Source organism: Streptomyces sp. NBC_00461, from assembly GCF_036013935.1.
Lineage (GTDB): Bacteria > Actinomycetota > Actinomycetes > Streptomycetales > Streptomycetaceae > Streptomyces.
The window spans coordinates 3,499,624-3,525,963 of the sequence record NZ_CP107902.1 but is presented as its reverse complement, the minus strand read 5'-3'; the positions used below and the strand labels follow the sequence as shown (position 1 = coordinate 3,525,963).

The 26,340-nt window shown below is 66.7% G+C and carries 26 protein-coding genes and 1 tRNA gene; 18 read left to right on the top strand and 9 right to left on the bottom strand.

Translation table 11 applies throughout. The features are described 5' to 3' along the window. Positions 1-138: 138 nt before the first annotated feature. Positions 139-417: a hypothetical protein gene (locus OG870_RS16550; RefSeq protein WP_327691040.1), complete on the bottom strand. Its 279-nt coding sequence runs from the start codon at positions 415-417 to the stop codon at positions 139-141. 1,004 nt (positions 418-1,421) lie between these two features. Between OG870_RS16550 and OG870_RS16545 the strand changes: the two genes are divergently transcribed. After that, positions 1,422-2,453 carry a TIR domain-containing protein gene (locus OG870_RS16545; RefSeq protein ID WP_327691039.1) on the top strand — a complete coding sequence of 344 codons (1,032 nt, stop codon included), beginning with the start codon at positions 1,422-1,424 and terminating at the stop codon, positions 2,451-2,453. 374 nt (positions 2,454-2,827) lie between these two features. Here OG870_RS16545 and OG870_RS16540 read toward each other — a convergent pair whose 3' ends face one another. From OG870_RS16540 to OG870_RS16520, 5 genes are all read right to left on the bottom strand, one after another. Further along, complete coding sequence (locus OG870_RS16540; RefSeq protein WP_327691038.1) at positions 2,828-3,631, bottom strand: restriction endonuclease; 804 nt, start codon at positions 3,629-3,631, stop codon at positions 2,828-2,830. Between the two features lie 162 nt (positions 3,632-3,793). Next, positions 3,794-4,483: a hypothetical protein gene (locus OG870_RS16535; RefSeq protein ID WP_327691037.1), complete on the bottom strand. Its 690-nt coding sequence runs from the start codon at positions 4,481-4,483 to the stop codon at positions 3,794-3,796. Positions 4,484-4,538: 55 nt separating this feature from the next. Beyond that, positions 4,539-6,308, bottom strand: coding sequence for an HNH endonuclease (locus OG870_RS16530; protein WP_327691036.1), 1,770 nt, complete (start codon positions 6,306-6,308; stop codon positions 4,539-4,541). 247 nt (positions 6,309-6,555) lie between these two features. Next, complete coding sequence (locus OG870_RS16525) at positions 6,556-6,933, bottom strand: hypothetical protein (RefSeq protein ID WP_327691035.1); 378 nt, start codon at positions 6,931-6,933, stop codon at positions 6,556-6,558. Between the two features lie 1,066 nt (positions 6,934-7,999). After that, entirely contained in the window at positions 8,000-8,452 is a 453-nt protein-coding gene (locus tag OG870_RS16520; RefSeq protein ID WP_327691033.1) for an NUDIX hydrolase, read from the bottom strand. A gap of 30 nt (positions 8,453-8,482) precedes the next feature. Here OG870_RS16520 and OG870_RS16515 point away from each other — a divergent pair, with 30 nt between their 5' ends. From OG870_RS16515 to OG870_RS16465, 11 genes are all read left to right on the top strand, one after another. Continuing rightward, the gene (locus OG870_RS16515) at positions 8,483-9,262 is read left to right on the top strand and encodes a GntR family transcriptional regulator (RefSeq protein ID WP_327692315.1); all 780 of its coding nucleotides are present in this window, start codon (positions 8,483-8,485) and stop codon (positions 9,260-9,262) included. Positions 9,263-9,401: 139 nt separating this feature from the next. Next, a complete protein-coding gene (locus OG870_RS16510) occupies positions 9,402-9,764 on the top strand; it encodes an SCO3933 family regulatory protein (protein ID WP_266584498.1) in 363 nt (120 codons plus the stop codon). A gap of 2 nt (positions 9,765-9,766) precedes the next feature. Then, a complete protein-coding gene (locus OG870_RS16505) occupies positions 9,767-11,122 on the top strand; it encodes an FtsK/SpoIIIE domain-containing protein (protein WP_327691032.1) in 1,356 nt (451 codons plus the stop codon). 85 nt (positions 11,123-11,207) lie between these two features. Then, positions 11,208-11,411, top strand: a complete 204-nt coding sequence (locus OG870_RS16500) for a hypothetical protein (protein WP_266584502.1) — start codon at positions 11,208-11,210, stop codon at positions 11,409-11,411. Next, the gene (locus tag OG870_RS16495; RefSeq protein WP_266840349.1) at positions 11,411-12,064 is read left to right on the top strand and encodes a DUF2637 domain-containing protein; all 654 of its coding nucleotides are present in this window, start codon (positions 11,411-11,413) and stop codon (positions 12,062-12,064) included. The genes OG870_RS16500 and OG870_RS16495 overlap by 1 nt, the downstream gene beginning before the upstream one ends. A gap of 22 nt (positions 12,065-12,086) precedes the next feature. Continuing rightward, on the top strand, positions 12,087-12,278 hold the full coding sequence (locus tag OG870_RS16490) for a mobile element transfer protein (protein WP_266840351.1): 192 nt from the start codon (positions 12,087-12,089) through the stop codon (positions 12,276-12,278). 11 nt (positions 12,279-12,289) lie between these two features. Then, the gene (locus tag OG870_RS16485; RefSeq protein WP_020133124.1) at positions 12,290-12,445 is read left to right on the top strand and encodes a hypothetical protein; all 156 of its coding nucleotides are present in this window, start codon (positions 12,290-12,292) and stop codon (positions 12,443-12,445) included. 23 nt (positions 12,446-12,468) lie between these two features. Continuing rightward, positions 12,469-12,792: a SpdD-like protein gene (locus OG870_RS16480; protein ID WP_266840353.1), complete on the top strand. Its 324-nt coding sequence runs from the start codon at positions 12,469-12,471 to the stop codon at positions 12,790-12,792. 91 nt (positions 12,793-12,883) lie between these two features. Next, positions 12,884-14,293, top strand: coding sequence for a replication initiator protein RepSA (repSA, locus tag OG870_RS16475; RefSeq protein WP_266840355.1), 1,410 nt, complete (start codon positions 12,884-12,886; stop codon positions 14,291-14,293). Continuing rightward, the gene (locus tag OG870_RS16470; protein WP_053198138.1) at positions 14,290-14,487 is read left to right on the top strand and encodes a helix-turn-helix transcriptional regulator; all 198 of its coding nucleotides are present in this window, start codon (positions 14,290-14,292) and stop codon (positions 14,485-14,487) included. The genes repSA and OG870_RS16470 overlap by 4 nt, the downstream gene beginning before the upstream one ends. Continuing rightward, positions 14,487-15,881: a tyrosine-type recombinase/integrase gene (locus tag OG870_RS16465; RefSeq protein WP_327691030.1), complete on the top strand. Its 1,395-nt coding sequence runs from the start codon at positions 14,487-14,489 to the stop codon at positions 15,879-15,881. Before OG870_RS16470 ends, OG870_RS16465 begins: the two co-directional genes overlap by 1 nt. 179 nt (positions 15,882-16,060) lie before the next feature. On the opposite strand, the gene OG870_RS16460 is transcribed toward OG870_RS16465, so the two are convergent. Continuing rightward, positions 16,061-16,133 (bottom strand) — tRNA-Arg (locus OG870_RS16460). Positions 16,134-16,454: 321 nt separating this feature from the next. Here OG870_RS16460 and OG870_RS16455 point away from each other — a divergent pair. From OG870_RS16455 to OG870_RS16430, 6 genes are all read left to right on the top strand, one after another. Next, positions 16,455-18,062, top strand: coding sequence for a dynamin family protein (locus tag OG870_RS16455; protein ID WP_266514654.1), 1,608 nt, complete (start codon positions 16,455-16,457; stop codon positions 18,060-18,062). A gap of 3 nt (positions 18,063-18,065) precedes the next feature. After that, entirely contained in the window at positions 18,066-20,207 is a 2,142-nt protein-coding gene (locus tag OG870_RS16450; RefSeq protein WP_327691029.1) for a YfjP family GTPase, read from the top strand. A gap of 323 nt (positions 20,208-20,530) precedes the next feature. After that, a complete protein-coding gene (locus tag OG870_RS16445; protein ID WP_266514649.1) occupies positions 20,531-21,049 on the top strand; it encodes a single-stranded DNA-binding protein in 519 nt (172 codons plus the stop codon). Positions 21,050-21,350: 301 nt separating this feature from the next. Beyond that, complete coding sequence (locus tag OG870_RS16440; protein WP_327691028.1) at positions 21,351-22,787, top strand: Cys-Gln thioester bond-forming surface protein; 1,437 nt, start codon at positions 21,351-21,353, stop codon at positions 22,785-22,787. Between the two features lie 122 nt (positions 22,788-22,909). Further along, positions 22,910-23,671 (top strand): phosphotransferase family protein, encoded by a 762-nt coding sequence (locus tag OG870_RS16435; RefSeq protein ID WP_327691027.1) that lies wholly within the window; start codon positions 22,910-22,912, stop codon positions 23,669-23,671. A gap of 54 nt (positions 23,672-23,725) precedes the next feature. Next, positions 23,726-24,124 (top strand): hypothetical protein, encoded by a 399-nt coding sequence (locus OG870_RS16430; protein WP_266924281.1) that lies wholly within the window; start codon positions 23,726-23,728, stop codon positions 24,122-24,124. Between the two features lie 114 nt (positions 24,125-24,238). Here OG870_RS16430 and OG870_RS16425 read toward each other — a convergent pair whose 3' ends face one another. Both OG870_RS16425 and OG870_RS16420 read right to left on the bottom strand, forming a co-directional pair. Further along, complete coding sequence (locus tag OG870_RS16425; RefSeq protein WP_266514639.1) at positions 24,239-24,679, bottom strand: VOC family protein; 441 nt, start codon at positions 24,677-24,679, stop codon at positions 24,239-24,241. A 342-nt stretch (positions 24,680-25,021) separates the two neighbouring features. Continuing rightward, a complete protein-coding gene (locus tag OG870_RS16420; protein ID WP_266514637.1) occupies positions 25,022-26,278 on the bottom strand; it encodes a tyrosine-type recombinase/integrase in 1,257 nt (418 codons plus the stop codon). Positions 26,279-26,340: the final 62 nt, after the last annotated feature.

Genomic DNA, 26,340 nt, shown 5'->3' with positions numbered 1-26,340 from the left:
GGGCGTTCACCTGGGTTCATGGGCGACTGATCGACTCTGTCAAGCCTGCCGCAGAACGCGCCTGAACGCTCTTGAACGCAGATGAGACGGAAATTGAGACGGCCGGTCCTGGGGTGACCGGCCATGTCGACGAGTTACTCACCACTTCCGCCACTTGTCGGTGAGCTCGTACCGGCCGATTCCGTGTCGGGCGGTCAGCGCTGCGACGTCGACGCCGCGCTCGGTGAGCGCCTCGTCGATGTAGGCGCACAACTCTTCGCGCTCGCCGGTTTCGAAGGCGCATCCGTTACGGGCGTCGTTCACGGCGTTCAGAGCGAGGACGACGCGCTCCACCACTGCGAAGATCTGTGCGTCGTCGTCCTCGGCCAGCGCAGGCAACTCGGCCTCGAAGGTGCCGAGGACAGCATCGGTGGCCACCAGCAACTCATCCGGAAAGAGGGCGCCATGCATGCGCAGTCGGAATCCAGGGTGCCGGCGGCAAGCTCTTGGGCTTCCTCAGCTACGCCTCTGCGCCAACTCATTGTCGGTCTCTCAGCCATGGAGCGGACCGTACAGGGACGGTCTGACAGCGAGATCCGTCGCGTACGGCTCCGAGCAGCTCACGAAGACATGAGCTTGGGAAGCTGAGGGTATTCGGGGCCTGCTTCGGTGCTGACCTGCGGCTGACCGGTGTCGGCGCTTGGTGCGCCGTCGGCCGGTTCCCCGGTGTTCCCCGTACGATCTGGCACGGGTCTGGCACACACATGGCGATGCTGGTTGAACCTCCGCTTCACTGTGAGACATGGAACTTCAGTGGTTGGGCCCGTGGGAGGCAAGCCGTCACCAGGCCAACACGGCATCAGCGCGGGGTGAGTGTTCGTGGGCAGCACCATGCCCCAAGCCCGCAATGTGGAGCGCTCTTGTCACGGACTCGGGTGGCGAGAGCTGGTGGGCTGTTTGCGCGGAGCATGCCGCCACATCTGCGGTGTTGTCTACTGGTAAGCCAGCCGACTAGCACACGGCTCCGGAGGCCTTTGGCACCCACGGAACGCAGCAGGCCACGGGCTCAACCGCGGTAGGTCAGGCGGATCCAGTCCACAGATGGTCCGCACTCTTGGACTCAGTCCTCCGCGACAGTGCGGATGTAAGCCGCCCGGTCGGTCTCCTGGGTGGCACAGTCACCGACATGCTGCCGTTGTGAGGAGCCTTGTTGGACTCGGTAATCCTCGGGTAGCCCTCGGGTAGCCCTCGGGCAGGCCAGGGCCTTATCCCGGCGGGACCGGACAGGCGCGGTCGGCTGCGGCTGCGAGGCCTGACGTGCGACGCAACTCCTTGGGTCCTAGCCTTGAAGACGAGGGATCTCTCGGTTCAGCCAGAAGTTGGGGCTTCATTGGAGAGGCGGAAACATGAGCTCTAGGCCTAGGCGTAACACGTCTCCTAACATGAACCCAGCAGATGAACAGCGGAAAAGATATTTCGTCGTTCATGGCCGCAACTACGTGGCTAAGGATTCCCTCACATCGCTTCTTGCTCTGTTCGGGCTCAAAGAATTCAGCTGGGCAGACGCTCGACACGCAGCAATTGAGGATACCGGGCGTGGCCTCCCCACGAATCTCCAAATAGTCGAAGCGGGGATGAAGCCCGTCCAAGCAATTATCGTCTTGATGACACCTGACGAAGACGCAGCGCTAAAGAAGGAATTTTTCAACCAGGCGCACGACGACGCCTCGTTGCTGCATCCAGCGGGACAGTCTCGGCCGAACGTAATCTTCGAAGCTGGTATGGCTAGCGCTCTTTATCCCGGGAAAACCATAATCGCCTCCGTAGGCGTGGGACGCGTATTTTCTGACATCGACGGCGTTAATCGCGTATCGCTCGACACAAAGGCAGGTCGGGAAGATCTGAAGCGCGCACTCGAAGCCATCAAGTGCTCAGTTAGACCGAAGACCGGATGGAAAACCGCCGGAGACTTTGAGGATTCACCTAGGCGGCTATACGAGTTGTGGAACGACGAATGGGATGAAGATTACCTGCTCACCCCGCACCAGCTAGCAAAATTGCGGAGCACCCCACCTGTGGACCGGGACATTCTTGCGTTCGCTCTAGTATCGGCAATTCATCGTACCGCCGATGGCGCGCCTTTCTGGGTCCGTCGAAACTTGACAAATCCCAAGGCGGCTGTCGCGTTGACGCAATTGATCCTGGATGGTGTTAGTTTCATTCCGCGATTCCGAGCCGCGAAAGTGCTAGAGTGCATGGGTGTAAAGATGATCGAGAGCGCAATGAGTAAACGCGCTTTGGATCAGTCCTCAGACACCACCGAGAGAGTGAAGTTTATAGAGGCCGCAAAATCGAAGGGTGTCAATGCCTTCATTGAGACATACGAGTCATCCCATGAGGGTTTGACCAATGTCGAACGAGCGGCCCTATTGGTCGAACTACCAGGATATCGAGTAACTCGGGTCGATTGGTGAGAGGACCCGACATGGAAACCTGCAGTATACCCCGGCGATTGATGATGGGATGGCCGCCTTGCGCGCCCCTCGGTGCGAACTACGGGCGGGAGGGTTGCTGAGGTCTCCCGGGCTGGTCAGGGATCCTGTGGGAGCCATTCACGGTTGATGCTGGTTGGCGCAGTTGCTGTACTTTGCTGCTGTACGACCATGCGCCGCACCAAGCCCTGATCGGTGCCGCGCACGTCTGCTTGAGCGAGCCACAGGGCGTTGCGGACGATAAACATTCTCGTGGCGCATAGGTCTGGAGCGTAAACGGCTGGGAAACCAAGGGATGTGGGGTGGATTATTACGCGCTCGGCGAGATCTTAGGCTCCCGGAGCTACGGTTCCGCATTATCTAGGAGAGCGCCCGTTGCGAAGCGCAGACAAAAGGTCTGTCAGATCCGACGGTTGTAGATCTTGCCAACGGCTAACGCTACTTCCATTACCCACCATGTGTTCGTAAATCCGAGAGCATGTCTCAAGGGTTTGTTCGGTAACGAAGAGGAGGCCATCCCAGTTTTTAACATCGATCAGCCCGTTTGAGTCATCCTGGTCTAGCGCGCGGTAGGGTACAGGCCACCGCCCGAAACTTGCCGCTTCAAGCGAATCCTTCATGGTGGAGAGACAGGCCATTACTGCGATCGGTTCTTTCAAGCCGAAGGCCTCTGGACCTACATATCGAGACTGAACTCTCCCCCTCTCTTTCTCGTCGAGATTCCAAATGGAATGGTATTTGTTTTCAAGCTCGGCGATTCTTCTCATCAGGCCGCCTATCTTGATTGAGGAAAGTTCATCTTCAGAATTACTGACGAAGTCAGTCAGGTTTGTGAGTGTGATGCTGGTATTGCGGGATGCGCGTACTGCGCCAGCCTGAAATCCGCCTTCCGCGAAAATCAGTCCACGGTCTGCTCCAACGTCTTCGACAATCGAAGTAAAGGCCAGTATGCGTTCCTTCGGCACTGGGCGCTTCCATTTCTTGCACTCTATGATCCATAGTTGATCGACTCCTGCGTATCTAATTCGCGCTGTGACATCAATCTCATGCCGTCCCCTGGCTCCTTCGATTACCTCCTCAACCTTTGTCGTGAAGCCGAATTCCGCGAGTGTTTCGGATACCTTGATCTGATACTCTTTCCAATCTTTCATTTGGGGCATGGAAAATTCCTTAGCTCTCAATTCTAAGTGTGCGGCGGTAGCGTGGTAATTCCCGCTAGATACTCTACGTGTGTGGTGTGCTTGACTTTGCGAGGTCGACCGTTTGGCTTCGACTGGCATCCTGGTGGCCCTTGTCGTCCTCGGAAATCAAGGACGACGACGTCACTCGTAGCGATGGTAAATCGATTCTACGTCGAGCCACCTATCAAAGATTTTCGCTCGCCCGTCAAACTTTGATATGACAGCTCGCGCTAGATCATTCGTGTGACGGATGGATGGCCCATCAATGGCCAAGAATTCTTCCCGATTTACGCCAATGTGGAATCCGCATCCCGCCTCTCGCACCAGCGGTTGAAGCCAATGGGCCCGTTGTTCGTCTATCGCGGCGTAAACTACGGGTTGGTCTGACCACCCGCCGATGTGGCCCCGACAGCTCGCGACGGGCACAGCTCCGATCGTCGACAAGGCATACGAGAGGCCGGCGACGCCGAGCTCCAGGCTTCGCAGAGGTAGTTCGTCCTCTTCTGCTCGATCGAAGATTGCCGGCGCTTCCACCTCGAAGCGGTGTTGGAGTGAACCGAGATCGACTCGGCCCGTTTCGCCGTTTTCGATCAGACTAGCTAGAGTTTCGTAGTCCTCGACTGACTTTGCGACGCTATCAACGATCTCGATAAATTCCGTTTCGGATTTTATGAGAGGTTGACTATATTTTAATGGCTCATTCAGGATCATCCAAACGTCACGAAAATACCCCAACCCTTCATCGTCTGGAATGTCATCCTCTGTTGGCATCCAAAAGCTGGCTTGCTCGGGTATTTCGACTGTTGGTTCGTAGTCTGTTACGGGAATCATGGCGACCTCTCTCGGATCGTGATGACTTACGGCGGGCCTGAATTGCGTGACGCAGTTAAATCCCTGTTTGATCGTCCGACTCGACCTGTATGTCTCTTCCGCATAGCGCCCGGTGGTAGCGCAGGTGAGCTTCGCTGATGGGATGCGCCGGGAGTCGTCGTAGCTCCCCTCTGCGACGGCCGTCCGCGGTCGAGCGGATGATCCCGTGTGGATCGATGTAGATCGCCAGAGTGTCGAATTGCACGTGGTGGTTGGGGCATAGCACAAGGAGGTTGGCAAGCTCGTCGGGTCCGTTGTGCGGTTGCCCGAGGCCGCGGATGTGGGCCGCTTCGCTGTATGTGCCGAACCGTTTCGCTAGCTGCTTTCCACAGACTTGACAGTGGTCGGAGTGCATCTCCTTGACCTTGTTGGCCAGTCCGATATCGCGCACTATGCGGGACGTGTTCGTGGCGCGGCGAGTGGCAGGACCTTGTTGTTCTTGCTCTTCTGGCAGTGCATCGACGCCGCTTGCGTTCTCGTAGCCGGCCAGCCCAAGTTGCTCCATCAGTTTGTGCTGAGCGAACTCGGCGAAGTAGGTCTCTCGCAGGACGGCGATCGCCTGGGACCGTACGAACGGATCCCTCAACAGACGGTCAGCCTGGTGAGTGAACCCTGCTTGAGGCTTGGATCTATCGAGCGCCGGGACGCTGATCTTGCCTGCCTGCTCCGCCGGGAGGCCATCAATGTCCCACAAGCCGCTCGTCCGCAGATGCCAGAATGCTTTCTCCGGAGTCGGGGGCGACTGGGGACGGCCGAACTCGATCAATAGCTTGCCCACCTCGTCACGAAACTCTGGCCAGGGAGAGAGTCGCGACTCTCCTCGGGCGTTTCTCGCGATGGCCCACATCAACGCCAAGGGTTTGTGCCGGCTCGGGCGTCCGTCCTGGCGATGAACCTTGAGACTCCTTAGCCTCTCCATGAGCAGAGCTGCCGTGAGTTTTGGCTGCCGGTCGTCGTGCTCGACGCTGGATACAGGCCCGCTCTGCGGCTGCGGAGGAGTGGGGAACAACGTGTCTTCATCCGCAGGGCGGTTGACGGATCGAGGGCTTGCTTCGGGCTCCTCAAGCTGAAGGGGACGTTGGCGTACCTCCGACAAGACGGCAGTGCCACCTTCCACCCAACGACGCCAAGAGCGCGGCGCGTGTTTCAGCGCCTCAGCCGTCGAGAGCCTCTGATCGCTGCGTGCTTCGATCCAGGCCCAGTTCAGTAGGTCATCTTCTGTACTCAGGTCGAGAAGGGCCAGTTCATAGCGGAAGTTGGGGAACGGCCGTCCCTTGTCGCTCTGCTCGATCTCTTCGACGTCCTCGATGACCGCCAAGCCGCAAAACTTTACGTATCCCTTGGGAGTCTTGTTGCGCGTGACCGTTGCGAAGACGAGCAGTGGCGCCGCCAAGGTCCGCTCCTGCACGGTCGTCGCGCGATGGCTTGTCCATGCCTTCCGCAGCACCTTGTTGCCCTGCGTTTCTCCCACGGGAACGGTGTGATCAACGCGATGATCTCCAAAGTAGGTAACGCGCCCGCTTCCTAGGTCGAACTCGTCGTGCCAGGGCGTCTCGACAGAGCCGGCCTTCCACGGGCTCGAACGTATGAGGATCGCCGGTCGCCGTGCGACGCGTGCGACCTTGACCTCGGCGATCGGGTTGATCCCCTTGCTCAGCTGTATCGGAGCAAGGATCTGTGAAGCCGTGAAATGGTGGATGTTCGGGTAGCCGTTCATGACCTCGACGGACGGATCCCTGTTCTGCGAGGACCGCAGCACCTCACCGACCCGCAACTGGCTACCCACCGAGCATCCCCCCGCCTCGCTGTCGTTGTGCCAGTGATTTTGCCAGGCACGATGACGAATGAGGCAGGGGGACGGATGACCTTCTGTTCCGTAGTTCTATATAGATCAGGCTTTGACGGTCATACAGGTCGTTCGAAGGATGTCGATGGACGCCCGGAGCCATGGTCGGTTGCTGTGGTTGCTGTACTTCTCTGCTGTACTGCACTTGGCTCGCAAATGGTCACATGATCGAGGGAACCCGTGATCGTCAACTACTCGACTGCGAATCTGCAGACTGCTGACGAAGCTGCTCAGCGATGATGGCGGTACGGAGCTGGGCCTGCTCTGATTCCGGTCCCCCGCCATCCGACCGAACAACGTCCATCGCGATCATACGAAACTGCAGTCGGCGGCGGCTTGCGGACTCCCGGGCTCGTCTCAGTTCGCTCGCGAAGTCACGCTGATCAAGCGCTGAATCTGCCTGAACCTCCATCAGCCACGTGAGGGCGACGTGTGTCGCGTCCTCGACAGCCACTCCTAGCTCTGCGGCAGCGCCAGCAACTTCTTCGGGCCCTTCAAGCAGGACCCGCTCGTAGGCGGTGCTCAAAGACGTTGCGATGCTGTCTCGTATGCGCTCTTCGGCCACATCGCACCTTGGCGGAGTGTGAGAGAGCGCCTGGCCGACCCACCAGAGCGCGTCCAATCTCGCTGAGACCTCTGCTCCGTAATCGGCATAAGCCTGCCGCCGTGGTTCCCGCAGCTGTGTTGCGAGATCAGCACGTATCTGGCGTTCCGTTTGTTGTAGTTGCGCTGCTACTTGAACCATCGTCTGAGATCGCGTGAAGAACCCGGCGACTCCCGCTGCGAGAGCTGTGCCGCATGCTCCGACAGCGGCGCCGAGGAGTGCTGCGAGACCTGCATCCATGAGTGCATTGTGAGGCACTAGGGCTTCTCAGCCCCTGGTCACGAGAGCGGTCGGCGGAGCGACTTTGGCCGGGAGCTGCTTTGGCGCGAGTGATCATGGCCCCGTAAGCTCCCGGCGCGTCGGGCAGTCTGTGGACCTGCCCGTTAAAGCACGACGTTGGGGCCATGATCTTCGAGGCTCGCGCCAAAGTGGCTGGCTAAAGTCGTGGAGCCGACCGCCCCAGCCACAGCGGGGTTCGCCCCGTTCACGGCCGCGTTCGCAGTCCGGTCGGTGGCCCGGTGCGGGATCAGCGGGTCGCATGGACGCCTGCGCATCTGGCAGCGTCGGTCCGCATGCCGCCGCCACCACGATCCGGCCTCTTTCGGTAACACAAAGCGTCTTTGACCTGCACCGTTGGGGATCACCGTTAGTTCCCCGTGCCCGTGTTGGAATGTGGCCGCTGTGGCGGCGACGGACGGGCGGCGACGTGCGGCCGGTGGCGAAGACATGGAGGCGGCGCGGCGGCGACCGGCAGGCGCCGCCGCGTTGGTGCGGCCCTCGGTTTGATCCGACCTACTGGTGTAGGCAACCGGGTGGAAAGGGGTGCGGCGTGGCCCCTGAAGCGGGGCGTTGGGGTCTAGCTGCTGTTGCTCTTTTCCCCTCCTGAGGCCGGATCGTGGTGGCGGTGGCATGTGGGCCAGAGCGGCGGCCCTTGATGCGCCTGGGCGGACCATGCGGCCCGAAGATCGAAGCGCCGTCGGCCACCGGACGAGCGAGCGCAGCGAGCCTTGATGAAGGAGAGAAAGTCTTATCCCGCTGTGATGAGGTGCTGTCCGTCATGGCTCCGTACGTGGGGGCCGTTGCCGTCCAAGGCGTCCAGGAGTCTGATGGCGAAGGCTTCGGACATGCGCTCGCTGACCTCGTTGGGTGTAAGCCACGAGACCGCCGTGGACTCGTTGGAGGTGCGTTCCGTGCCGCCTGAAGGCTTGCAGCGGAAGACCAGGGCGACGACGCCGCGGGCCATGTTCTTGTAGACGCCGGTGAGCTCGTCCACCTCGACGTGGATGCCGGTCTCCTCCAGGACCTCGCGGGCGACGCCGGCCTCTGGAGTCTCGTTGAGTTCGAGGATGCCGCCCGGGAGCTCCCAGGTGCCGTTGTCGGCTCGGCGGATCGCCAGGAGGCGGCCGTCCTCGCGCACCACTACTCCGGCTACGGACACGGAGTGCAGGGGAGACGGTGTCGCTTCCTGTGGTTGACTCATGTAGAGGAGCTTAGGAGGCAGAGAAGCACTATGGGAACTGCTGCTGGAGGGGGCGCGGCTGGCCCTCGGTACGTTCAGATCGCGGAAGAGATCGTGCAGCAGATCCGGGCGGGGGTTCTGAAGCCCGGTGACATGGTGCCGAGTGAAGCGGACCTGGTGGATCGCTACGGCGTGTCTGGCGGCACGATCCGTAAGGCCATGGTCGAGGTGCGGGCGAGTGGGCTCGTCGAGACCCGGCATGGCAAGGGTTCGATCGTCAAGAACCGGCCTCCTGTGCGGCACCGCTCCTCCGATCGCTTCCGGCGCTCGCTGCGGCAGGGAGGGCAGGCTGCCTACATTGCGGAGTCCGCGCAGTCCGGCGCCACCGCAAAGGTCAGCGTCCTCTACATCGGGCCCATGGAGGCTCCCGAGGATGCCGCCCAACGGCTGGGCGTCCCCGTTGGTGCGCAGGTGCTGGCTCGGCGGCGCCTGTACTTCCGCAACGGCGTTCCGGTCGAGACTGCCGCGTCCTACCTGCCGTGGGACGTCGTGAAGGAGATCCCGGAGCTCTTCGCCGAGAACCCGGGCGGCGGTGGCATTTACGCCCGACTCGAAGACCACGGACATGAGTTCGCGGAGTTCGTCGAGACGCTGCAAGCGCGGCCGGCCTCGAAGTCGGAGGCCTCGGAGCTGGCGCTGAGCCCGGGTGCCCCTGTGGTTCATCTGATCCGTGAAGCTCGTACGACCGCAGGTCTCGTGGTCGAGGTGTGCGACACGCTCATGGCCGCTGACCAGTTCGTTTTCGAGTACCGGATCCCTGCCGACGACTGACGCCCGCTCAACTCACCGCAACCCGTCGCGAGTTCTTCTTCGCGGCGGGTTGACTCATGTACAGGAGTGATGCACTCTTCTTCATGTCACTCATGTACATGAGTGGCGGAGTTCAGCATCTATAGAGGAGTGATCTGCTGTGCGTCAGATTCCTGTCGACACCTCCGCCGCGATCGTGATGGTCGCCAAGACCCCGCAGCCCAAGGTCAAGGACCGCCGGACGGGTGAGATCGCCATGGACATCGAGTCCGGCGCGAAGCTGATGACGGTCGACGTGATGTTCGCGGCGAACGAGGAGGTGGAGATCCTGTCGATCACCGTTCCCGAGCCCGGGATCAGCGGTGAACTGGCCATGGGTACACCGGTCGCGCTCACCGGCCTGATCGCCCGGCCCTGGGAGAACGACTTCAACGGCCAGAAGCGACACGGCATTGCGTTCCGCGCGGTCGCGGTCACCTCGCTCGCCAACGTCAACGCCACCGCCGGGCCGAAGGCGGCCTGATCATGACCGGATTCACGGTCGCTCTGGTGCTGGTCGTCGCTGCCGCAGGTCTCCTGCGGTGGCGGCGTCCCGCCTGGTACTGGCTGGCCTTCGGGGTCACCCTGGCCACGTTGCGCGTCCTGGTCCGGTACGGCTCCGTCATGGACGCGTGCGGGCTGACCGTACCGCCCGCGAGATGGCGGCTCGCCCTGGCACGGGCCACCAACCGCCCGATGCCGGAGTCCCGTCCGCCGCGCATCCTGCGGCTGCGGCCGACTCGCACCGGCCTGGTTCTGCGGCTCAAGCTGCGCCCCGGCCAGGACGCCTTCGACATCGCCGCAGCCTCGGACAGGCTCCGCCACTCGTTCTCGATGTACGGCGTGACCTCGCGTGAGCTGCGGTCCGGCGTCATTGAAGTGCGGATGACCGGCTACGACGTGCTCAAACGGGTGCAGATGCCCGCAGCGTCCGACACTCGGCCCATGCGGGTACCGGTCGCCCTGCGGCAGGACGGCTCGGTGCACTACCGCGACTACCGGGCGATACCCCACGCCCTCACCCTCGGCGCCACGGAATCCGGCAAGTCCGTCTACCAACGCAATCTGGTCGCCGGACTCGCCCCGATGGACGTCGCCCTCGTCGGTATCGACTGCAAGCAAGGGGTTGAGCTGTTCCCGCTGGCCCGCAGGTTCTCCGCGCTGGCCGACAACCCGGACACGGCCGTCGAACTGCTCGACGCGCTCGTGGCTCGGATGGCAGACGTCTATCAGCTCATCCGTGCCCAGCAGCGGATCACCGTCGACGTACCGGACGCGGAGATCGCCGCCGACATCTGGGACCTGCCAGACGGACTGCGTCCGACCCCGGTCGTCGTCCTGGTAGACGAGGTTGCCGAACTCGCCCTGTACGCCAGCAAGGAGGAGGAGAAGCGGCGAGATCGGATCATCACGGCCTTGGTCCGCCTCGCCCAGCTCGGCCGCGCGGCCGGCATCTATCTCGAAATCTGCGGGCAGCGTTTCGGATCCGAACTCGGCAAGGGCATCACCATGCTCCGTGCCCAGCTCACGGGCCGTACCGCTCACCGTGTCAATGACGAGACCTCCGCCAACATGGCCTTCGGCGACATCTCCCCGGACGCCGTCCTCGCCGCCATCCAGATCCCGGCGGAGATGCGGGGGATCGCCATCGCGGGCGACTCCTCCGGAGGCTGGCACCGTATCCGTGCCCCGCACACATCGCTCCGCCAGGCTGTGAACCTCTGCAACCGGCACGCCGACCGGACCCCGGACCTACCTGAGCTGGCGCCGTTCCGGCCCGCCCTCTCCGGCCCCGCTGCCGCTCCCGTGCCTTCGGCCAAGGCTTCTCCGGCCACCGCCTGATCTCTCGCTCGTCCCCATCGGTCGGCGCGACCACCTTCGCGCCAAGTCCCTACCCCCGCCATGTCTGATGAAGGGAGAACTCGGCATGTGCCCGAACTGCGAGGACTTCGCTCGGACCGTGCTCCTCCTCGGCCAACTCGCCCTGTACGCCGATATGGCCGGTGCCGACCTCGACTTCGTCGAAGCGGTCAGCACGTCCCTCGCCGTCTCGTTGCCCGAGCCGCCGCCCGGCATGTTCCCGGACGACTACGACCCGGACGGCGGCCCTGCCTACCCGGGCGACATCTGATGGGCGCCCGGCACGGTCTCCGAGTTGACGCGGTCCTGGTCCAAGCCGTGATCGCCGGTGCCTTGTCCTTCGCGCACCTGCACGACCTGGCCGCCGCTGCCGGACAGGACGGCTGGAAGGCGTGGGCCTACCCGGTCAGTGTCGACCTGCTCTTGGTCGCCGCCTGGCGACGACTGCGCTCCGAGGGCCCGTCTCGGCTGGCCTGGTGCTGGTTCCTCATTGCCCTGTTCGCCTCGCTCGGCGCGAACATCGCCACCGCCGGGTTCCTCGACCTTGCCGACCCGCCCGCCCTGCTCCGCCTCGGCATCGCAGGATGGCCCGCACTCGCCTTCCTCGGCGGCACGCTCCTCGCTCACTCGTCGGCTGCGGAGCCGGAGCCGGTTCCGCCGGCGCCCGTCCCGGACGCCCCGAACGACGAGCGCCCGCCGCCGGAAGCCGTGCCCGAGCCTGACGCGATCCCGGCCCCGCCCACGGCCACGGCTCCCGCCTCGACGCCCGCTCCGCCGGTCCCCGCCGTTCTGGTCGACCACGCCCGCAAGGTCGCCGACGAGTACCGCGACCGCAACGGGGCTCCGATCGACACCGACACCCTGCGCGCCCGCCTCGGCGTCCCGCCCCACCTCGCCGAAGCCATCGCCGCCCAGCTCGCCTGACCTCGAAGGGAGAACCACCGCCATGCCCGCTCGCGACAACTTCCACTCGGTGATGCGGATCGGCCCCGTGCAGATCGGCACCCACCGCGACCGCAACGGCCGGACCATGCACGCCGCCGTCTGCACCGCCGACCGCTGCGGCTGGTCCGCCGACTACTCCAGCCAGACCGCCGCCCAGCTCGCCGCCCGCACCCACCGCTGCCGCGTCCGCTAGGAGACACCGCCATGCAGGTTCCGCTCTGGTTCGCCCTCGCCGTCGTCGGCTACCTCGGCTGCAAGCTCTTCCGCCCGCCGCTCTGGCTGGTCTTGGTCCTCCTCCTCGGCGGCTACCTCATCGCCGACAGCCTGCTCGCCCCCGTCATCGACACCGCCGTCAAGTAGCCACCTGAGAAAGGAGATCCGCCATGCTCCGTCCCAAGATCCCGGTCATGCCTCAGCCGACCGGCCTCCTCACCCCGCCCGCCCGGGGCATCGAGCCGACCGCCGTCATCCAGCAACAGCCCGCTCCCGTCGCCTCGCCGGTCGCGGCCCCGGCGTCCTCGCGGCCCACGGTGCAGCTCACTCCGGGATCCGTGCTTGCCCTGGTCGCCGGCGGTACAGCCGTGGTCCTGGTCGTCGGCGCGGTTCTCGTCTCGATGCTCCTCGCGGTCGCCGTCACCGGCGCGTCCGTCGCCGTCTGCGCCGTCGTCCTGCGCTCCCTGCTCACCTCCGAGGCCAAGCGACGCTGACCGGCCCCCGGGCGGCCCTGATACCGCCAAGCATCCGCCGCCCGGGAGCCGTCCCCACCGATCGATCTCGCAACCGGAAGGAACCCCCAGCATGGCCCACCGGGCCCCACCTGCGGCACTGAAGATGCCCACGCCCGCCCAATCGCTCGACCCGATCACCCTCGGAGACATCCTCCGGGTGGCCTCGGCCTCCGACTACCTCCGCTGGGAAGACCAGATCCGCCGCACCGGCGGCTGCTCCGACCCGATCCACCTGACCGGCTGGACGCTCACCAAGGACAAGACCACCGGCGAGACGCTGCACCACTACTCCACCGAGAGCGAGCCGGGCGGACGCCTGCGCCTTGCCTGCGGCAACCGCCGTGCCTCCCGCTGCCCGTCCTGCGCCTGGACCTACGCGGGCGACACCTACCACCTGATCCGCACCGGCCTCGCAGGGGACGACCGCCGAGACATTCCCGCCGCCGTCCGCGATCACCCGCGCGTCTTCGCCACCCTCACGGCCCCCTCGTTCGGCCCGGTCCACAACCGGCCCGATCACGGGAGCTCCTGCCGCTGCGGCACCCGACATGCCTCCGACGCCCCGGAGTTGGGCACCGCCCTCGACCCGAACACCTACGACTACGCGGGCGCCGTTCTGTTCAACAACCACGCCGGCCAGCTCTGGCAGCGCTTCACCACCCGGCTCCGCCGCGAACTCGCTGCCCGCGGCGGCCTGGCCCGTCGGGAACTCGGTGACCACCTGCGTGTCTCGTACGGCAAGGTCGCCGAGTTCCAGAAGCGCGGGGCCCTCCACTTCCATGCAGTCGTACGCCTCGACGGCCCCGAGGGTCCCGGGACACCGCCTCCCGCCTGGGCCACCGTCGACCTGCTCACGGATGCGATACGTGCCGCTGCCGCGCACTCTTACACGTCCGTCTCGGTCCCGGCTGCCGACGACCAACCCGGCCGAACATTCCGATGGGGCCGACAGCTCGACGTCCGCCCGGTCAAAGCCTTCGGCGACGGCTCCGACATCACCGAACAGGCAGTCGCCTCGTACGTGGCCAAGTACGCCACCAAGGCCGCCGAGAACACCGGCACTTTGGACCGCCGTATCGGCGAACTCGCCGAACTCGACCGTCACCAAGTGCCCGACCACACCCGATGGCTCATCACTGCGTGCCGCGACCTGGACAGCCTCTATCCGGACCGGCGCCTCTGGGCCTGGGCACACATGCTCGGCTTCCGCGGGCACTTCTCGTCCAAGTCGCGCATGTACTCCACCACCCTCGCCGCCCTCCGCCAGGAACGCGCCGACTACCGCGCCGCACAGGAGGCTTCCGTCCTCGGCTTGGACGACCGCGAGCCGGACACCGTCCTCGTGCTGACCGACTGGCAGTACGCCGGCCACGGCCACACACCCGGCGAAGCCGCCCTCGCTGCGACCATCGCCCGCGACCTCCAGACCAACCGCGAGACCGCCCGCGACGCCCTCCTGACCGAAGGGAGCACGGAATGACCACGGCCATCCGGTCACGCACCATGCTCACCCTCGCGGAGGTCTGCGACGAACTGGCCGTCTCGCGCTCGACCTTCTACGACTGGCGCGCCAAACGCCGTGCGCCCCGCTGCATCAAGCTCCCGAACGGCGACCTCAGGATCCGGCGGAGCGATCTCGACCACTGGCTCGACGACCGTGAGGACGCCGCCTGATGGAGACCACGTACGACGTGAAGGTGTACAAGATCCTCACGTACAAGGGCGCCCGAAAGACCACGTACACCGTGCGTTGGGAGGTCGCAGGCAAGCGCTGGCGTGAGCCCTTCAGTACCGTCGCACTCGCTGAGGGCTTCCGCTCCGAACTGATCCGGGCAATGGGGAAGGGCGAGGCCTTCGTCATCGCCACCGGGCTGCCGGTGTCCCACCGCTCCAAGTCGGCTTCGATGACCTGGTACGCGTTCGCCGTTGGGTATGTGGATGCCCGCTGGCCGGAGCTCGGGGGCAACAGCCGTAAGAACATCGCCAAGACCCTGACAGCGGTCACCATCGCACTGCTGCGGGTCCAACCGACCCAGTTCACGCCGGTGGCCGTGCGGACCGCGCTGCGCGAATGGGCGTTCAATGCGACCCGCCGTGAGGACGCCCCGCGAGACGTGGTGACGATCCTCAGATGGGTGGAGCGCAACTCCCTGCCGGTCTCGGCCTGGGAGGAGGCGGAAAGGGTCGATGAGGTCCTGCGAGCCGTCGACACGCGCCTCGACGGTAAGCAGGCGGCGGCCTGGTCCAGGAAGCGCCACCGCCGGATCCTCAACGTCGTCATGAAGCATGGGATCAGGCGGCGCATCCTGCGGACCAACCCTCTCCCCAAGGGGAAGGAGTCGACGACTGTCACCAAGACCAGCAATGCCGTGGACAAGCGGTCCTTGATGAACACGGACCAGGCGGCGGCACTCCTCGACTGGATTCGCCGCCGGCCGCGTGGAGGGAATCGGCTGCACGCGTTCTTCGCCACGCTGTACTACTGCGCTCTGCGGCCGGAGGAAGCCGTAGCCATGCGGGTGCAGGACGTGACGCTTCCCGCTTCCGACGTCAGGGACCAGTGGTGCGAGCTGCTGATCCACACGGCGACTCCGGAAGTCGGCAAGCAGTGGACCGACACCGGAGAGATCCACGAGGAACGCGACCTGAAGGGCCGTGCCGAGGGCGAGACGCGCACCGTGCCGGGGCATCCCGCCCTGACGCGCATCCTGCGGCAGCACATCGAGGATGAACAGCTCAAGCCAGGTGATCTGCTGTTCCAGGGGGAGACAGGTGGCATCCTCGCGGGCTCGGTCATCCGCCGGGCTTGGCGCAGTGCGCGCAAGGCCGTCCTGCCCCCGCACGTCTTCGACTCGCCCACGGGGAGGCGGGTGTACGACAACCGGCACACGCGCCTCACGAAGTGGCTCAACGACGGGATCCCACCTGCCCAGGTGGCCGAATGGGCCGGGAACAGCGTGCCGGTGCTGTTGGCCACTTACGCGCGGTGCGTCGAGGGGCAGCTGCCTGACCTGAAACGGCGCCTGGAGGCTGCCGGAGATCTCCCCGAGTCGGCCGACACCGACTGAGGCTTCGCGCCAAGAATTTCGACACGTATTCGACAGGGCCACCCGCGAAAACCCGGTGACAGCCGGACAGCCCCGGAACCTTCCCTTGATCGTCGGGGGAGTGCCCGGGGCTTCGGCGTGGCGGGTGAAACGTGCTCTGAGCAGCAAAAATGCCCTCCCAAAGGGAGGGCGGAGACGTGCGCCCCCGGCAGGACTCGAACCTGCGGCCAAGCGCTTAGAAGGCGCCTGCTCTATCCACTGAGCTACGGGGGCCGGGTGTGTGGCCTCTGTCGTGGGTGGCCGGGTGTGGGCCGAACCGTGACGTTGCCGGGGACAAGGATAGGGCTCCTGCGTCCATGTCCCTGTTGCTTCGCCTCCGTGGCTCGATGTGGAGGTTCGGTGAAGCGGTCCTGATAATCGCAGGCAGGTACGAATCGTGCATCGCTTTTGGGCTCTCACGCACCGGGTGTTGTGCACTCGTTATGCCTGGACTGTGCCTGCGTCCCAGTCATCCCTTCCGTCCCTTGTGTCCTATCGGCGCGCAGACATGCTCATATGCTTCAGAATTCCCCTAAAATTGGGCATTCTTCGCATGTGGTGACCTTGGACGTACGGCCTCAGCTGCTCGACGCACTATCCGCCCTGCGCGACCGTGTCGCCGCCGCACGCTTCCCGCTGCCCCTGGCGGGGGCTCCACGCGCGCGTGCCAACCGCGACGAACTGCTCGCGCAACTCGACGACTATCTGGTGCCCCGGTTGAAGGAGCCCGAAGCGCCGCTTCTGGCCGTCGTGGGCGGCTCTACGGGAGCCGGCAAGTCGACTCTCGTCAACTCCCTTGTCGGGCGGCGGGTCAGCGAGGCGGGCGTGCTGCGGCCGACCACGCGGACGCCGGTACTGGTGTGCCATCCGGAGGACCATCACTGGTTCAGCGGGATGAGGGTGCTGCCCGATCTCACGCGCGTGTGGGTTCCCCATCAGGAAGGCGGGGACGACCTGTTGCTCCCGGGAGAGGACCCCGCGCGCGTGGTGCGCGTCGAGACCGCCGACACGATGCCGCGCGGCCTCGCCCTCCTGGACGCCCCCGACATCGACTCCCTGGTGGCCGACAATCGAGTCCTGGCCGCCGAACTCGTCTGCGCGGCCGACATCTGGGTCATGGTGACCACGGCCGCCCGGTACGCCGACGCCGTCCCCTGGCATCTGCTGCGTACCGCCAAGGAGTACGACGCCACGCTCGTGACGGTGCTCGACCGGGTGCCGCACCAGGTCGTGTCCGAGGTGTCCCGGCAGTACGGCGCGCTGCTCACCAAGGCCGGTCTCGGCGACGTACCGCGCTTCACGGTGCCCGAACTGCCCGAGTCCGCCTGGGGAAGCGGGCTGCTGCCGGCCAGCGCCGTGGCCTCGCTGCGGACCTGGCTGGTCCACCTGGCGCAGGACCCGGCCGCCCGCCAGCACGCCATGGTCCGTACCGCACACGGGATGCTCAACTCCCTCAAGGCCCGCATGCCCGAACTCGCAAGCGCCGCCGCCGCCCAGTACGCGGCCGCTCTCCGGCTCACCTCAGCCGTCGACTCGGCGTACGACAGCGAGCACGCGCGCGTACGAGGGCGGTTGCAGGCCGGTGCCGTGCTCGCCGGGGACGCGCTGAAGCGGTGGCGCGCATTTCCGCTCGACTGCGCCGCCGGTGAGCTGCTGGAGGCGCTCGTGGAGAGCCTGGCCTCCCTCCTGCTGTGCGCCGTCACGGCCGCCGACGAGCGCGTCGAGGAGGCCTGGCGACGCGAACCCGCGGCGCTCGCCCCGGAGCTGACGGACCGCGACCCGTCCCTGGAGAGCGCCGAGCACCGCATCGGGATGGCCGTGCGGAGGTGGCGGCGCGAGCTTGAGGAGTTCGCCGAGGAGGAGGTCCGTGACCTCGACCGCAATGTCGCGCCGGACCCGGAGGTCGTCGCCGTCCTTGTCGCCACCGTGCTGCTGGGCGGCCGCCGGGCGCGCTCGGCCGGTGAGGGACTCGCCGAGCGGATCGGCGCCCACGGGGCGTTGCGGCTGCGGGACCGGGGCGGGCGGCTGCTCGCCGAGCACGTCGACCGGGTGATGCACACCGAACGGGAGCGCCGTCTCGCGCCGCTCGACGCCCTCGACGTCCACCCCGAACCCCAGGCCGAACTCATCGCCGCGCTGTCCGTACTGCAGAAGGAGAGGTGACCGGTGACTGCCGTCACTGACCAGGACCACACGGACCATACGGACCGTAAGAGCCCTGCGGATCGCACGGAACACGCCGATCACGCGGAACACGCCGATCACGCGGAACGCGCCGATCATGCGGAGCGCGTCGATCATGCGGGTGAACAGGGTGCCGGGGGTGGGCGTTCCGAAGAGCGCCTCCCCGATGGGGGCACCTCCGGAAAGGGCGGGAAGGGCCGTAAGGGCGGGAAACGTGGGAAGGGGCTGCCTGCAGAGGGTGACGCTGTGGGCGACGAGTCCGAGGGTGGTGGCGGTTCGGGCACGGCCGACACACACGGGAACGACGACCACGCGCGCGTGGAGGCGCGCGTGGAGGGCGGGGACGCCGGCAGTCGTACGGACAGGCGCTCGGACGGTCGTACGGACGACCGCGCGGGCGGTCGTACGGACCCCGCGGGTGCCTGGGACGACGGGCTGATCGCGCGACGCGTGACCGAAGAGGGCGCGGGCGCCGAGCACGTCGCCGTGGTGGAGACCCGCGTGCACAGTGCTGCCCAGAGCGTGGGCCCCCTCGCGTACGACGCCCCCCTGCGGTCGCGACTGGAGGCGCTGCGGGAACTCGTCGGGCTCTCGCGCGCTCGGCTCGACAGCCGGACGCTCGCGGAGGCCGGCCGGGTGCTCGACGAGGCCGCGGCGCGGCGCAGGCTCTCCGGGCAGCACACCGTCGTCGCCATCGCGGGCGCGACGGGCAGCGGCAAGTCGCAGCTCTTCAACGCGCTGGCCGGGGTTCCCATTTCGGAGACCGGCGTACGGCGGCCCACCACGGCGACGCCCATCGCGTGCAGTTGGAGCGACGGCGCGGCCAGCCTCATCGAGCGGCTCGGCATTCCGCCCCGGCTGCGGCGGCGCCCGTTGCAGAACCCGGAGGCCGAGGCCCAGTTGCGCGGGCTCGTCCTGGTCGACCTGCCCGACCACGACTCGGCGGCCGTACAGCACCGCGAGCAGGTGGACCGCGTCCTGGCCCTCGTCGACGCCGTCATCTGGGTCGTCGATCCCGAGAAGTACGCGGATGCCATGCTCCACGAGCGCTATCTGCGGCCCATGGCGGGGCACGCGGAAGTCATGTTCGTCGTGCTGAACCAGATCGACCGGCTGCCCGGCGAGGCCACCCACCAGGTCCTCGACGACCTTCGGCGGCTGCTCGACGAGGACGGGATCGCCCTGGGCGAGTACGGCGAACCCGGTGCCACCGTGCTCGCACTGTCCGCGCTCACCGGCGACGGCGTCGGTGAACTGCGCGAGGCACTCGGCCAGTTCGTGGCGGAGCGCGGGGCTCCCGCGCGACGGATCTCGGCCGATCTGGACAGCGCGGCGGCGGGGCTCAGGCCCGTGTACGCCACGCGGCGGCGGACCGGTCTGAGCGAGGAGGCGCGCGACGAGTTCGCCGCCCGGCTCGCGGACGCGGTGGGGGCCTCCGCCGCGGGGGAGGCGGCCGAACGCGCGTGGCTGCGCAACGCCAACCGCGCGTGCGGGACCCCATGGCTGCGGCTGTGGCGGTGGTACCAGGACCGGTACGAACCGGCGACGGGACGGCTGCCGTTGCGCTCCCAGGCGGACGAGGAGGCCACGGCGCGCCAGCGCGTCGAGCAGGCGGTACGGACGCTGGCCGACCGGGCCTCCACCGGGCTGCCCGCGCCGTGGGCGCAGGCGGTGCGCGAGGCGGCCGCACGTGGCTCCCAGGGGCTGCCGGAGGCGCTCGACGACCTGGCGGCACGGGCGGGTCTGCCGCCGGGCCGGCCACCGCGACCGGGCTGGTGGCCCGTGGCCGTGCTGGCCCAGGCCGCCATGACGCTCCTTCAAATCGTCGGAGGGCTGTGGCTGTTGGGGCAGATCATCGGGTTCATGGTGCCGAACCTGGGGGTGCCGGTGCTGCTGATGCTGACCGGCATCGTCGGCGGCCCGCTCGTCGAGTGGAGCTGCCGGATGGCCGCACGCGGGCCGGCCCGGCGCTACGGCACCGATGCGGAGCGGCGATTGCGGGAGGCGGCCGCCGGGTGCGGGAGGGCCCGGGTGCTGGATCCAGTGGCGGCGGAGCTGCTGCGGTACCGGGAGGTTCGGGAGCAGTACGGGCGGGTTACGGGAGCGGGGGCCGTGGCCCGGTGACTCGGGGGCCTGTGGGGGAGGGTGCCCGACGGCCCGAATGGGGCGATGGTTCCCGGAGGGGGACGGTGTCTCTCTGAGCGTGACGGCGGGGCCATCGGTGGGTCATCACTCGTCAGGGGCGTCCTGGCGCCACTCGTCCGGGTGACGGAGTTTTCCACAGGTGGGGGGCGGTCCACAGGGCTCAGCGGGCTCAGCCCGGCGGAGGCAGTCTGGTTGTGCGGCGATCGCGAGGGGCGCGGTCGCGGCGGCAGACGCAGCCGTACGGGACGGGCCCGTCGGCATGTCCGTCCGGCCTCGGCGGCCGGGCGAGGGAGGGGTTCGTGATGAACGAGACGACCATCTGTGCCGTGGGGAACGTGGCGACGCAGCCGGTGTTCCGGGAGCTGGCGTCGGGACCTTCGGCGCGGTTCCGGCTGGCGGTGACCGCGCGCTATCTGGACCGGGAGAAGAACGAGTGGACCGACGGTCACACCAGCTTCTTCACGGTGTGGGCGAACCGCCAGCTGGCCCTGAACGTGTCGTCGTCGCTCAATGTGGGCGACCCCGTCATCGTGCAGGGCAGGCTCAAGGTCCGTTCGGAGACGCGCGAGGGGCAGAACCGGACCTCGGCGGATCTCGACGCGGTGTCGATCGGCCACGACCTGTCGCGGGGGACGTCGGCCTTCCGGCGCACTGGCAGGCCGGAAACAGGGACGGGGATGGGGATGGGCGCAGGGATGGGGACGGGGACGGGTACGACAGCCTCGGCACCGCATCGGCCCGAGCCCAACTGGGAGACGCAGCCGGGGGACTCCGGGTCCGTACCGGCCCAACCCGAGGCGGTACCCGCTGCGGTGACGTGATGTCACATGTCGGACGTCAGATCTCGGATCTCGGATCTCGGATGTCAGAGGGTGTCCCGAGCTGACCGTACTGCGGCTTATCGGTGAATGCGTTCCGCGCGACCCGGTGGATTTGTCGATAGGCCCTGCTCACAGGCCGTCTCGGCGATAACGATTCCGAGTCGGATCGCTTGTCCGACAGTATGACCGGCAAGCGTGGGTGCGCAGCGTCCTTAGGATGCCGGGCATAGCTCTCGGGGCTTCTGATTCTGCTGGTGGGACCACACCCCCACATCAATGGGTCCTGCTCGAAGGGAATTTGGTGTTTTCTTCTTTCTCCGCGCTGTCCGTACGCAAGCGAGGCGCCGCCCGCCTCGCCGCTGCGACGTTGGTGTCCGGTCTCGTGGCGATGGGCGTGCTCGCCGGAGCTGGTGCGGCCACCGCAGAGGAGACGACTCAGAGCCAGGGCGGGGCGACCGCCACCATAGGCGGCCTCAAGACCTACGGCGCCGCCGTGATCCACGAGGACACCGGCGACCAGCAGGTCTCGGCAGGCCTGTTCGAGATGTCCGTCGACGGCGGCGGCACCCTGCAGACGTACTGCGTCGACATCCACCACCCCACACAGCGGGACGCCAAGTACCAGGAGACCGCCTGGAGCGGGACCTCGCTGGGTGCGAACAAGGACGCCGGCAAGATCCGTTGGATCCTGCAGAACTCCTACCCGCAGGTCAACGACCTCGCTGCGCTCGCAGCGAAGGCCGGTGTCCGGGGCCTGACCGAACAGGACGCGGCGGCCGGCACCCAGGTGGCCATCTGGCGCTACTCGGACGCGGCTGCCGTCGACGCCGTCGACCCGCAGGCCGAGAAGCTCGCGGACTATCTCCAGAAGAGCGCCGTCGACCTGGTGGAACCGCAGGCGTCGCTGACGCTCGACCCGCCCGCGGTCTCCGGCCGTCCCGGCGAGCTGCTCGGCCCGGTGACCGTGCACACCAACGCGGCGGGCGTGGCCGTCACGCCGCCGGCGGACGCGGCGACCAGTGGGGTGCGGATCGTCGGCAAGGACGGCAAGCCGCTCACATCCGCGGTGAACGGCAGCCAGATCTTCTTCGACGTTCCCGAGGACGCCGCCGACGGCACCGCCGTGGCGTCGAGCAGTGCGGGAGGGTCGGCCGAGATCACCGTGCAGGCCTCGACCACCGTCCCGGTGGGCCGGGCCTTCGCCTCCGAGACTCGCAGCCAGACGCAGATCCTGGCGGGGTCCAGCGAGTCGACGGTCTCGGCGCAGGCCGGCGCGACCTGGGCCGAGAAGGGGCCGATACCAGCACTGTCCGCGGCGAAGAACTGCGCCAAGGGCGGCGTGGACATCGCCGCTGCCAACCAGGGCGACGAGGCGTTCACCTTCGAGCTGATGGGGACCGAGTACAGCATCCCCGCGGGCCAGTCCCGCACGGTGACGATCCCGCTGCAGGAAGACCAGGCGTACGACTTCACGATCAAGGCGCCGGGCGCACTCGAGAAGCGGTTCACCGGCATCCTCGACTGCAGGACACAGGGCAGCGCCGGCGGCGACGCGACCCAGATCCTCAGTGAGCCGAGCCCCGCGACGGTGGGCGGCACGGCGGACGACACCAACCTCGCCGCGACCGGCGGCTCCAGCGCGACCCCGCTGATCGTGGGCGTTGCCATCGCGCTGGTCGTGATCGGAGGCGCGGCACTGGTGCTCGTAGGAAAGAAGGAGACGCCGACGCAGCAGTGAGCCTGCGGCGATGTCCGTCGCGCTGTCCACCGCGATGACTGCGGCGACGAGGATCCGGGGGAGCGGTGTCCCGTGACGACGAAGAGATGCCCCTGGCAGGGGGACGCGTCACAGAGGGAGTCGTGCGGGTCGGGGACACCGTGCGCCGGCCCTCGACGGCGTCCTCCACCTTCGTGGGCGCCCTTCTCACCCATCTTGAGCGGTACGGGTTCGAGGGCGCACCCCGCTACCTCGGCACCGACGAGAAGGGGCGGGACATCCTCACGTACATTTCCGGATGGGTGCCGCCCACGTTCCGGCGCTGGTCGGATGGGCAGGTCGGGGCGGCCGGCGCGCTGCTGCGGGGGTTGCACGAGGCCACCCGCACCAGCGACCTCACGCGCACCAGTAACAACCTCACGCGCACCAGTGACAACCTCACTCGCACCAGCGATCTCACTGACACCAGCGACCTCACCGGCACGGACCTTGTCGTGTGCCACCACGACCCCGGCCCCAACAACGTCGTCTTCCGCGACGACCTGCCCGTCGCATTCATCGACTTCGACACCGCGGCACCCGGTGACCCGCTCGAAGACCTCGGCTACATGGCCTGGACGTGGTGCGTCTCGTCCCGGCCCGACAGAGGCCCCGTCACCGCCCAAGCAGCCCAGGTCCGGCTGCTGGCCGACGCCTACGGTCTGGCTCCGCACCGGCGCCCGGACCTGATCGACGCGATGATGGACCGTCAGGCATGCAACGCCCGCTGGTGGCACGGATACCTCGGCCGACCGGGACCGCGCGGTACGGGCGAGGACGAGATCCTCGCTCGTATCGCCTGGTCCAGGCGCGAACACGACCACACCGCCGCGCACCGCGCAGAGTTCGCCGCGGCCCTGCGCTGAGTCATCTCGGGGAACTGTCATGCGAGCCGACCGTCCGCTGGGCAGGATGGGCTCATGACCAAGCCCCCCGCACCGCCCACGCCTCACGCCCCCTCGGGCTCCTTGCTGTCCCTGTGGTCGCAGGACTCGGTTTTGTCGATCGGCTCGGTGGGGTCGGCGCTGTCCATCGGCTCCGTCGGCTCGTCTCTGTCCATCGGGTCGATCGGGAGCGCCCTGTCCGTCGGATCAATCGGTTCGGCGCTCTCACTGTTCTCGGCCGGATCCTGGTTGAGCAAGGGATCGGTGCTGTCCGCGCAGTCTCAGTGGTCGATCCTGTCCTGGCGCTCCTCCCACGCCTTCCGCTCCGTGGGGGCTGTGGGCACTGTGAATGCTGCGGTCGGGGCCGTGGGGGTGACCGCGGTGGCGGCCCTGCTGCTGGCCCGGCGGCTTCCCAGGGGGACTGGGCGTCACTGAGGGCCACTGACAGTCACTTTGCCGTTACCGCGAGGCGGAGGGAAGTGCCAGGCCGGAGCCCTGTCTGCCCGCCCCGCGGTCATCCGTTCGGCTGCGCGGTTCGGCTCCGCCTTCTCAGCGCAGTTGCTCGGCCAGTCCGACGATGATGCCCTCCGGGCCGCGGAGGTAGCAGAGCAGATAGACGTCCTCGAACCGGGCGATCTCGCCGACGAGTTCGGCGCCGTGCGGGCGCAGGCGGGCAACGGTGTCCTCGATGTCGTCGACGGCGAACATGACGCGGTGCGTGCCCAGAATGTTGTGCGGCCGGTTGCGCGGCCCGGCGCTGATCACCTCGGGGCTGCGGTACTTCGCCAGCTCCAGCCGGCTGTGACCGTCCGGGGTCCGCATCATCGCGATGTCACAGCGGACGCCGTCGAGTCCGGTGCACTGGTCGGCGAAGGGGCCCTCGACCTCCCCCCTGCCCTCCAGCTCCATACCGAGTTCCACGAAGAACGCGACGGCGGCATCCATGTCCTCGACGACGATGCCGACGTTGTCCATCCGCTGAATCGCCATGCTGGTCTCTCCTTCTTCCTCGTACGGCCTTCCTCGTGCGGCCGGTGATGGCCGCCGATGTCCCTGGGACGGAGCCGGTGGCGCGTTCTCGACATGCGCGGACCGCCGAACTCCGAAAAATCTGGATCGCGCCTCGGTGGGAGCACCAGGCCAGGGTTCGGCTGCCGGCGCGATCACCGAACCCCCAGGTCAGAGCCCCTCCGCCAAACGGGTTTCCCCCGGAGGGTGGCGGTCGGGCAAGATGGGGTGTTTCTGCCGCCTCCAAGGCGCCAAACGCCCCCTGACCAGCGGCGGAACCGCCGGGCAGGGGCCGTCACGGGGCCGTGGGCCGCCTGTGGGCCGTCAGGCCGCTGCCGGAAGCTCTCGCACTGGGCTGACGCGCTGGAACACGGAGGATACGGCCGCCCGTGCCTTCTCGTCACTGCTCGGCATCAAGTGCGTGTAGATCCGCAGCGTGAATCCCGGGTCGGAGTGTCCCAGGTATGTGCTCAGGGCCTTGATGCTCCCTCCAGTCTCCAGGACGACTGAGGCGTAGAAGTGCCTCAGTGCGTGCATGCCGTCGTCCGGAGCGGCAGCGTAGCGCTGGCCCGGCTCCTTCGGCGGGATGACGCCAGCGCGGGCGAGAGCGAGTTTCCACACGAAGTCGTCGAAGTAGCTGCGCCTGATGGCATTGCCCACGCCGTTAGTGAAGACGAGCTTTAGCGTGACCGGCGACCCGTCCGGAGTCTTCCAGGGCAACGTGACTGCGGTGGGCGGGAACTGTGCCATGTGCTCACGCAGCCCCGCCGCCACCACTGGGCTGAGCGGCGTGTCCCGCAGCTTGCCACGCTTGGGCGGGGCGAAGACCAGGTTGCCACCCACCCGCTTGACCTGTTGGCGCACGTGCACCCAACCCGTGTCGAAGTCGAGGTTGTCCACGGCAAGCCCGAGAATCTCCCCCTGTCGGAGCCCGCAGCCCGCGCCGGCGTCCACGGTGGCCGCGTACCGAGCGGGCAGCCCCTCGCGCACGTTAAGTACGCGCTCCTTGGTCCACGGGACGACGAGCCGGTCCTCGGGGACCGGAGGCTTGACGGACTGTGCATGACAGGGGTTTGACTTGATCACGCCATCGTCCACCGCAGCGTTGAAGACAGACGACACAGAGTCGTAGATCGCACGGCGGTACGTGCCGTTGGGCACTGCGGAGTTGAGGCGGTTCAACCACGTACGCATGTGCTCGGGCTTGAACGACCCCATCGGGCGCGATCCCAGGTGAGGGATCGCGTGCAGGCGAATCCGCCTGTCCACGACTTCCTGACTTACCGGGTCCGTGGTCAGCCCGCCCAACCACTTTTCGGCGTACTCGCGAAACGTGATCTTCCCGGCTTTCGGATCGATGTACTGACCTGCGTCCATGTCCGCTTCGATCCGCGTCAGCCACTTCTCGGCGAGGCGCTTCTGTCCGTCGGGGTAGCTCTTGGACTTCTCGGTGCCGTCCGGGCCGACGTAGCGAGCCCGGTAGCGCAGGCCGATGCCGTGGCGGTCGGTTTTGACGCGAACCGTTCTGCCTGCGGCGTTGGTCTCGGTCTTGAACCAGCGGTCTTGGATGTGGCCTGCCATGTGGGGCGTTGTCCCTTCTGGGCACGGGAAGGGGAGGGCCACGGTGTGGCCCTCCCCGGGGA

What these genes read in the sequence shown, in the direction of transcription:
- OG870_RS16545 (WP_327691039.1), top strand. Translation starts at nt 1,422, where the DNA reads ATGAACCCAGCAGATGAACAGCGGAAAAGATATTTCGTCGTTCATGGC.
- OG870_RS16540 (WP_327691038.1), bottom strand. Translation starts at nt 3,631, where the DNA reads ATGCCCCAAATGAAAGATTGGAAAGAGTATCAGATCAAGGTATCCGAA.
- OG870_RS16535 (WP_327691037.1), bottom strand. Translation starts at nt 4,483, where the DNA reads ATGATTCCCGTAACAGACTACGAACCAACAGTCGAAATACCCGAGCAA.
- OG870_RS16520 (WP_327691033.1), bottom strand. Translation starts at nt 8,452, where the DNA reads ATGAGTCAACCACAGGAAGCGACACCGTCTCCCCTGCACTCCGTGTCC.
- OG870_RS16515 (WP_327692315.1), top strand. Translation starts at nt 8,483, where the DNA reads ATGGGAACTGCTGCTGGAGGGGGCGCGGCTGGCCCTCGGTACGTTCAG.
- OG870_RS16505 (WP_327691032.1), top strand. Translation starts at nt 9,767, where the DNA reads ATGACCGGATTCACGGTCGCTCTGGTGCTGGTCGTCGCTGCCGCAGGT.
- OG870_RS16500 (WP_266584502.1), top strand. Translation starts at nt 11,208, where the DNA reads ATGTGCCCGAACTGCGAGGACTTCGCTCGGACCGTGCTCCTCCTCGGC.
- OG870_RS16495 (WP_266840349.1), top strand. Translation starts at nt 11,411, where the DNA reads ATGGGCGCCCGGCACGGTCTCCGAGTTGACGCGGTCCTGGTCCAAGCC.
- OG870_RS16490 (WP_266840351.1), top strand. Translation starts at nt 12,087, where the DNA reads ATGCCCGCTCGCGACAACTTCCACTCGGTGATGCGGATCGGCCCCGTG.
- OG870_RS16485 (WP_020133124.1), top strand. Translation starts at nt 12,290, where the DNA reads ATGCAGGTTCCGCTCTGGTTCGCCCTCGCCGTCGTCGGCTACCTCGGC.
- OG870_RS16480 (WP_266840353.1), top strand. Translation starts at nt 12,469, where the DNA reads ATGCTCCGTCCCAAGATCCCGGTCATGCCTCAGCCGACCGGCCTCCTC.
- repSA (WP_266840355.1), top strand. Translation starts at nt 12,884, where the DNA reads ATGGCCCACCGGGCCCCACCTGCGGCACTGAAGATGCCCACGCCCGCC.
- OG870_RS16470 (WP_053198138.1), top strand. Translation starts at nt 14,290, where the DNA reads ATGACCACGGCCATCCGGTCACGCACCATGCTCACCCTCGCGGAGGTC.
- OG870_RS16465 (WP_327691030.1), top strand. Translation starts at nt 14,487, where the DNA reads ATGGAGACCACGTACGACGTGAAGGTGTACAAGATCCTCACGTACAAG.
- OG870_RS16445 (WP_266514649.1), top strand. Translation starts at nt 20,531, where the DNA reads ATGAACGAGACGACCATCTGTGCCGTGGGGAACGTGGCGACGCAGCCG.
- OG870_RS16430 (WP_266924281.1), top strand. Translation starts at nt 23,726, where the DNA reads ATGACCAAGCCCCCCGCACCGCCCACGCCTCACGCCCCCTCGGGCTCC.
- OG870_RS16425 (WP_266514639.1), bottom strand. Translation starts at nt 24,679, where the DNA reads ATGGCGATTCAGCGGATGGACAACGTCGGCATCGTCGTCGAGGACATG.
- OG870_RS16420 (WP_266514637.1), bottom strand. Translation starts at nt 26,278, where the DNA reads ATGGCAGGCCACATCCAAGACCGCTGGTTCAAGACCGAGACCAACGCC.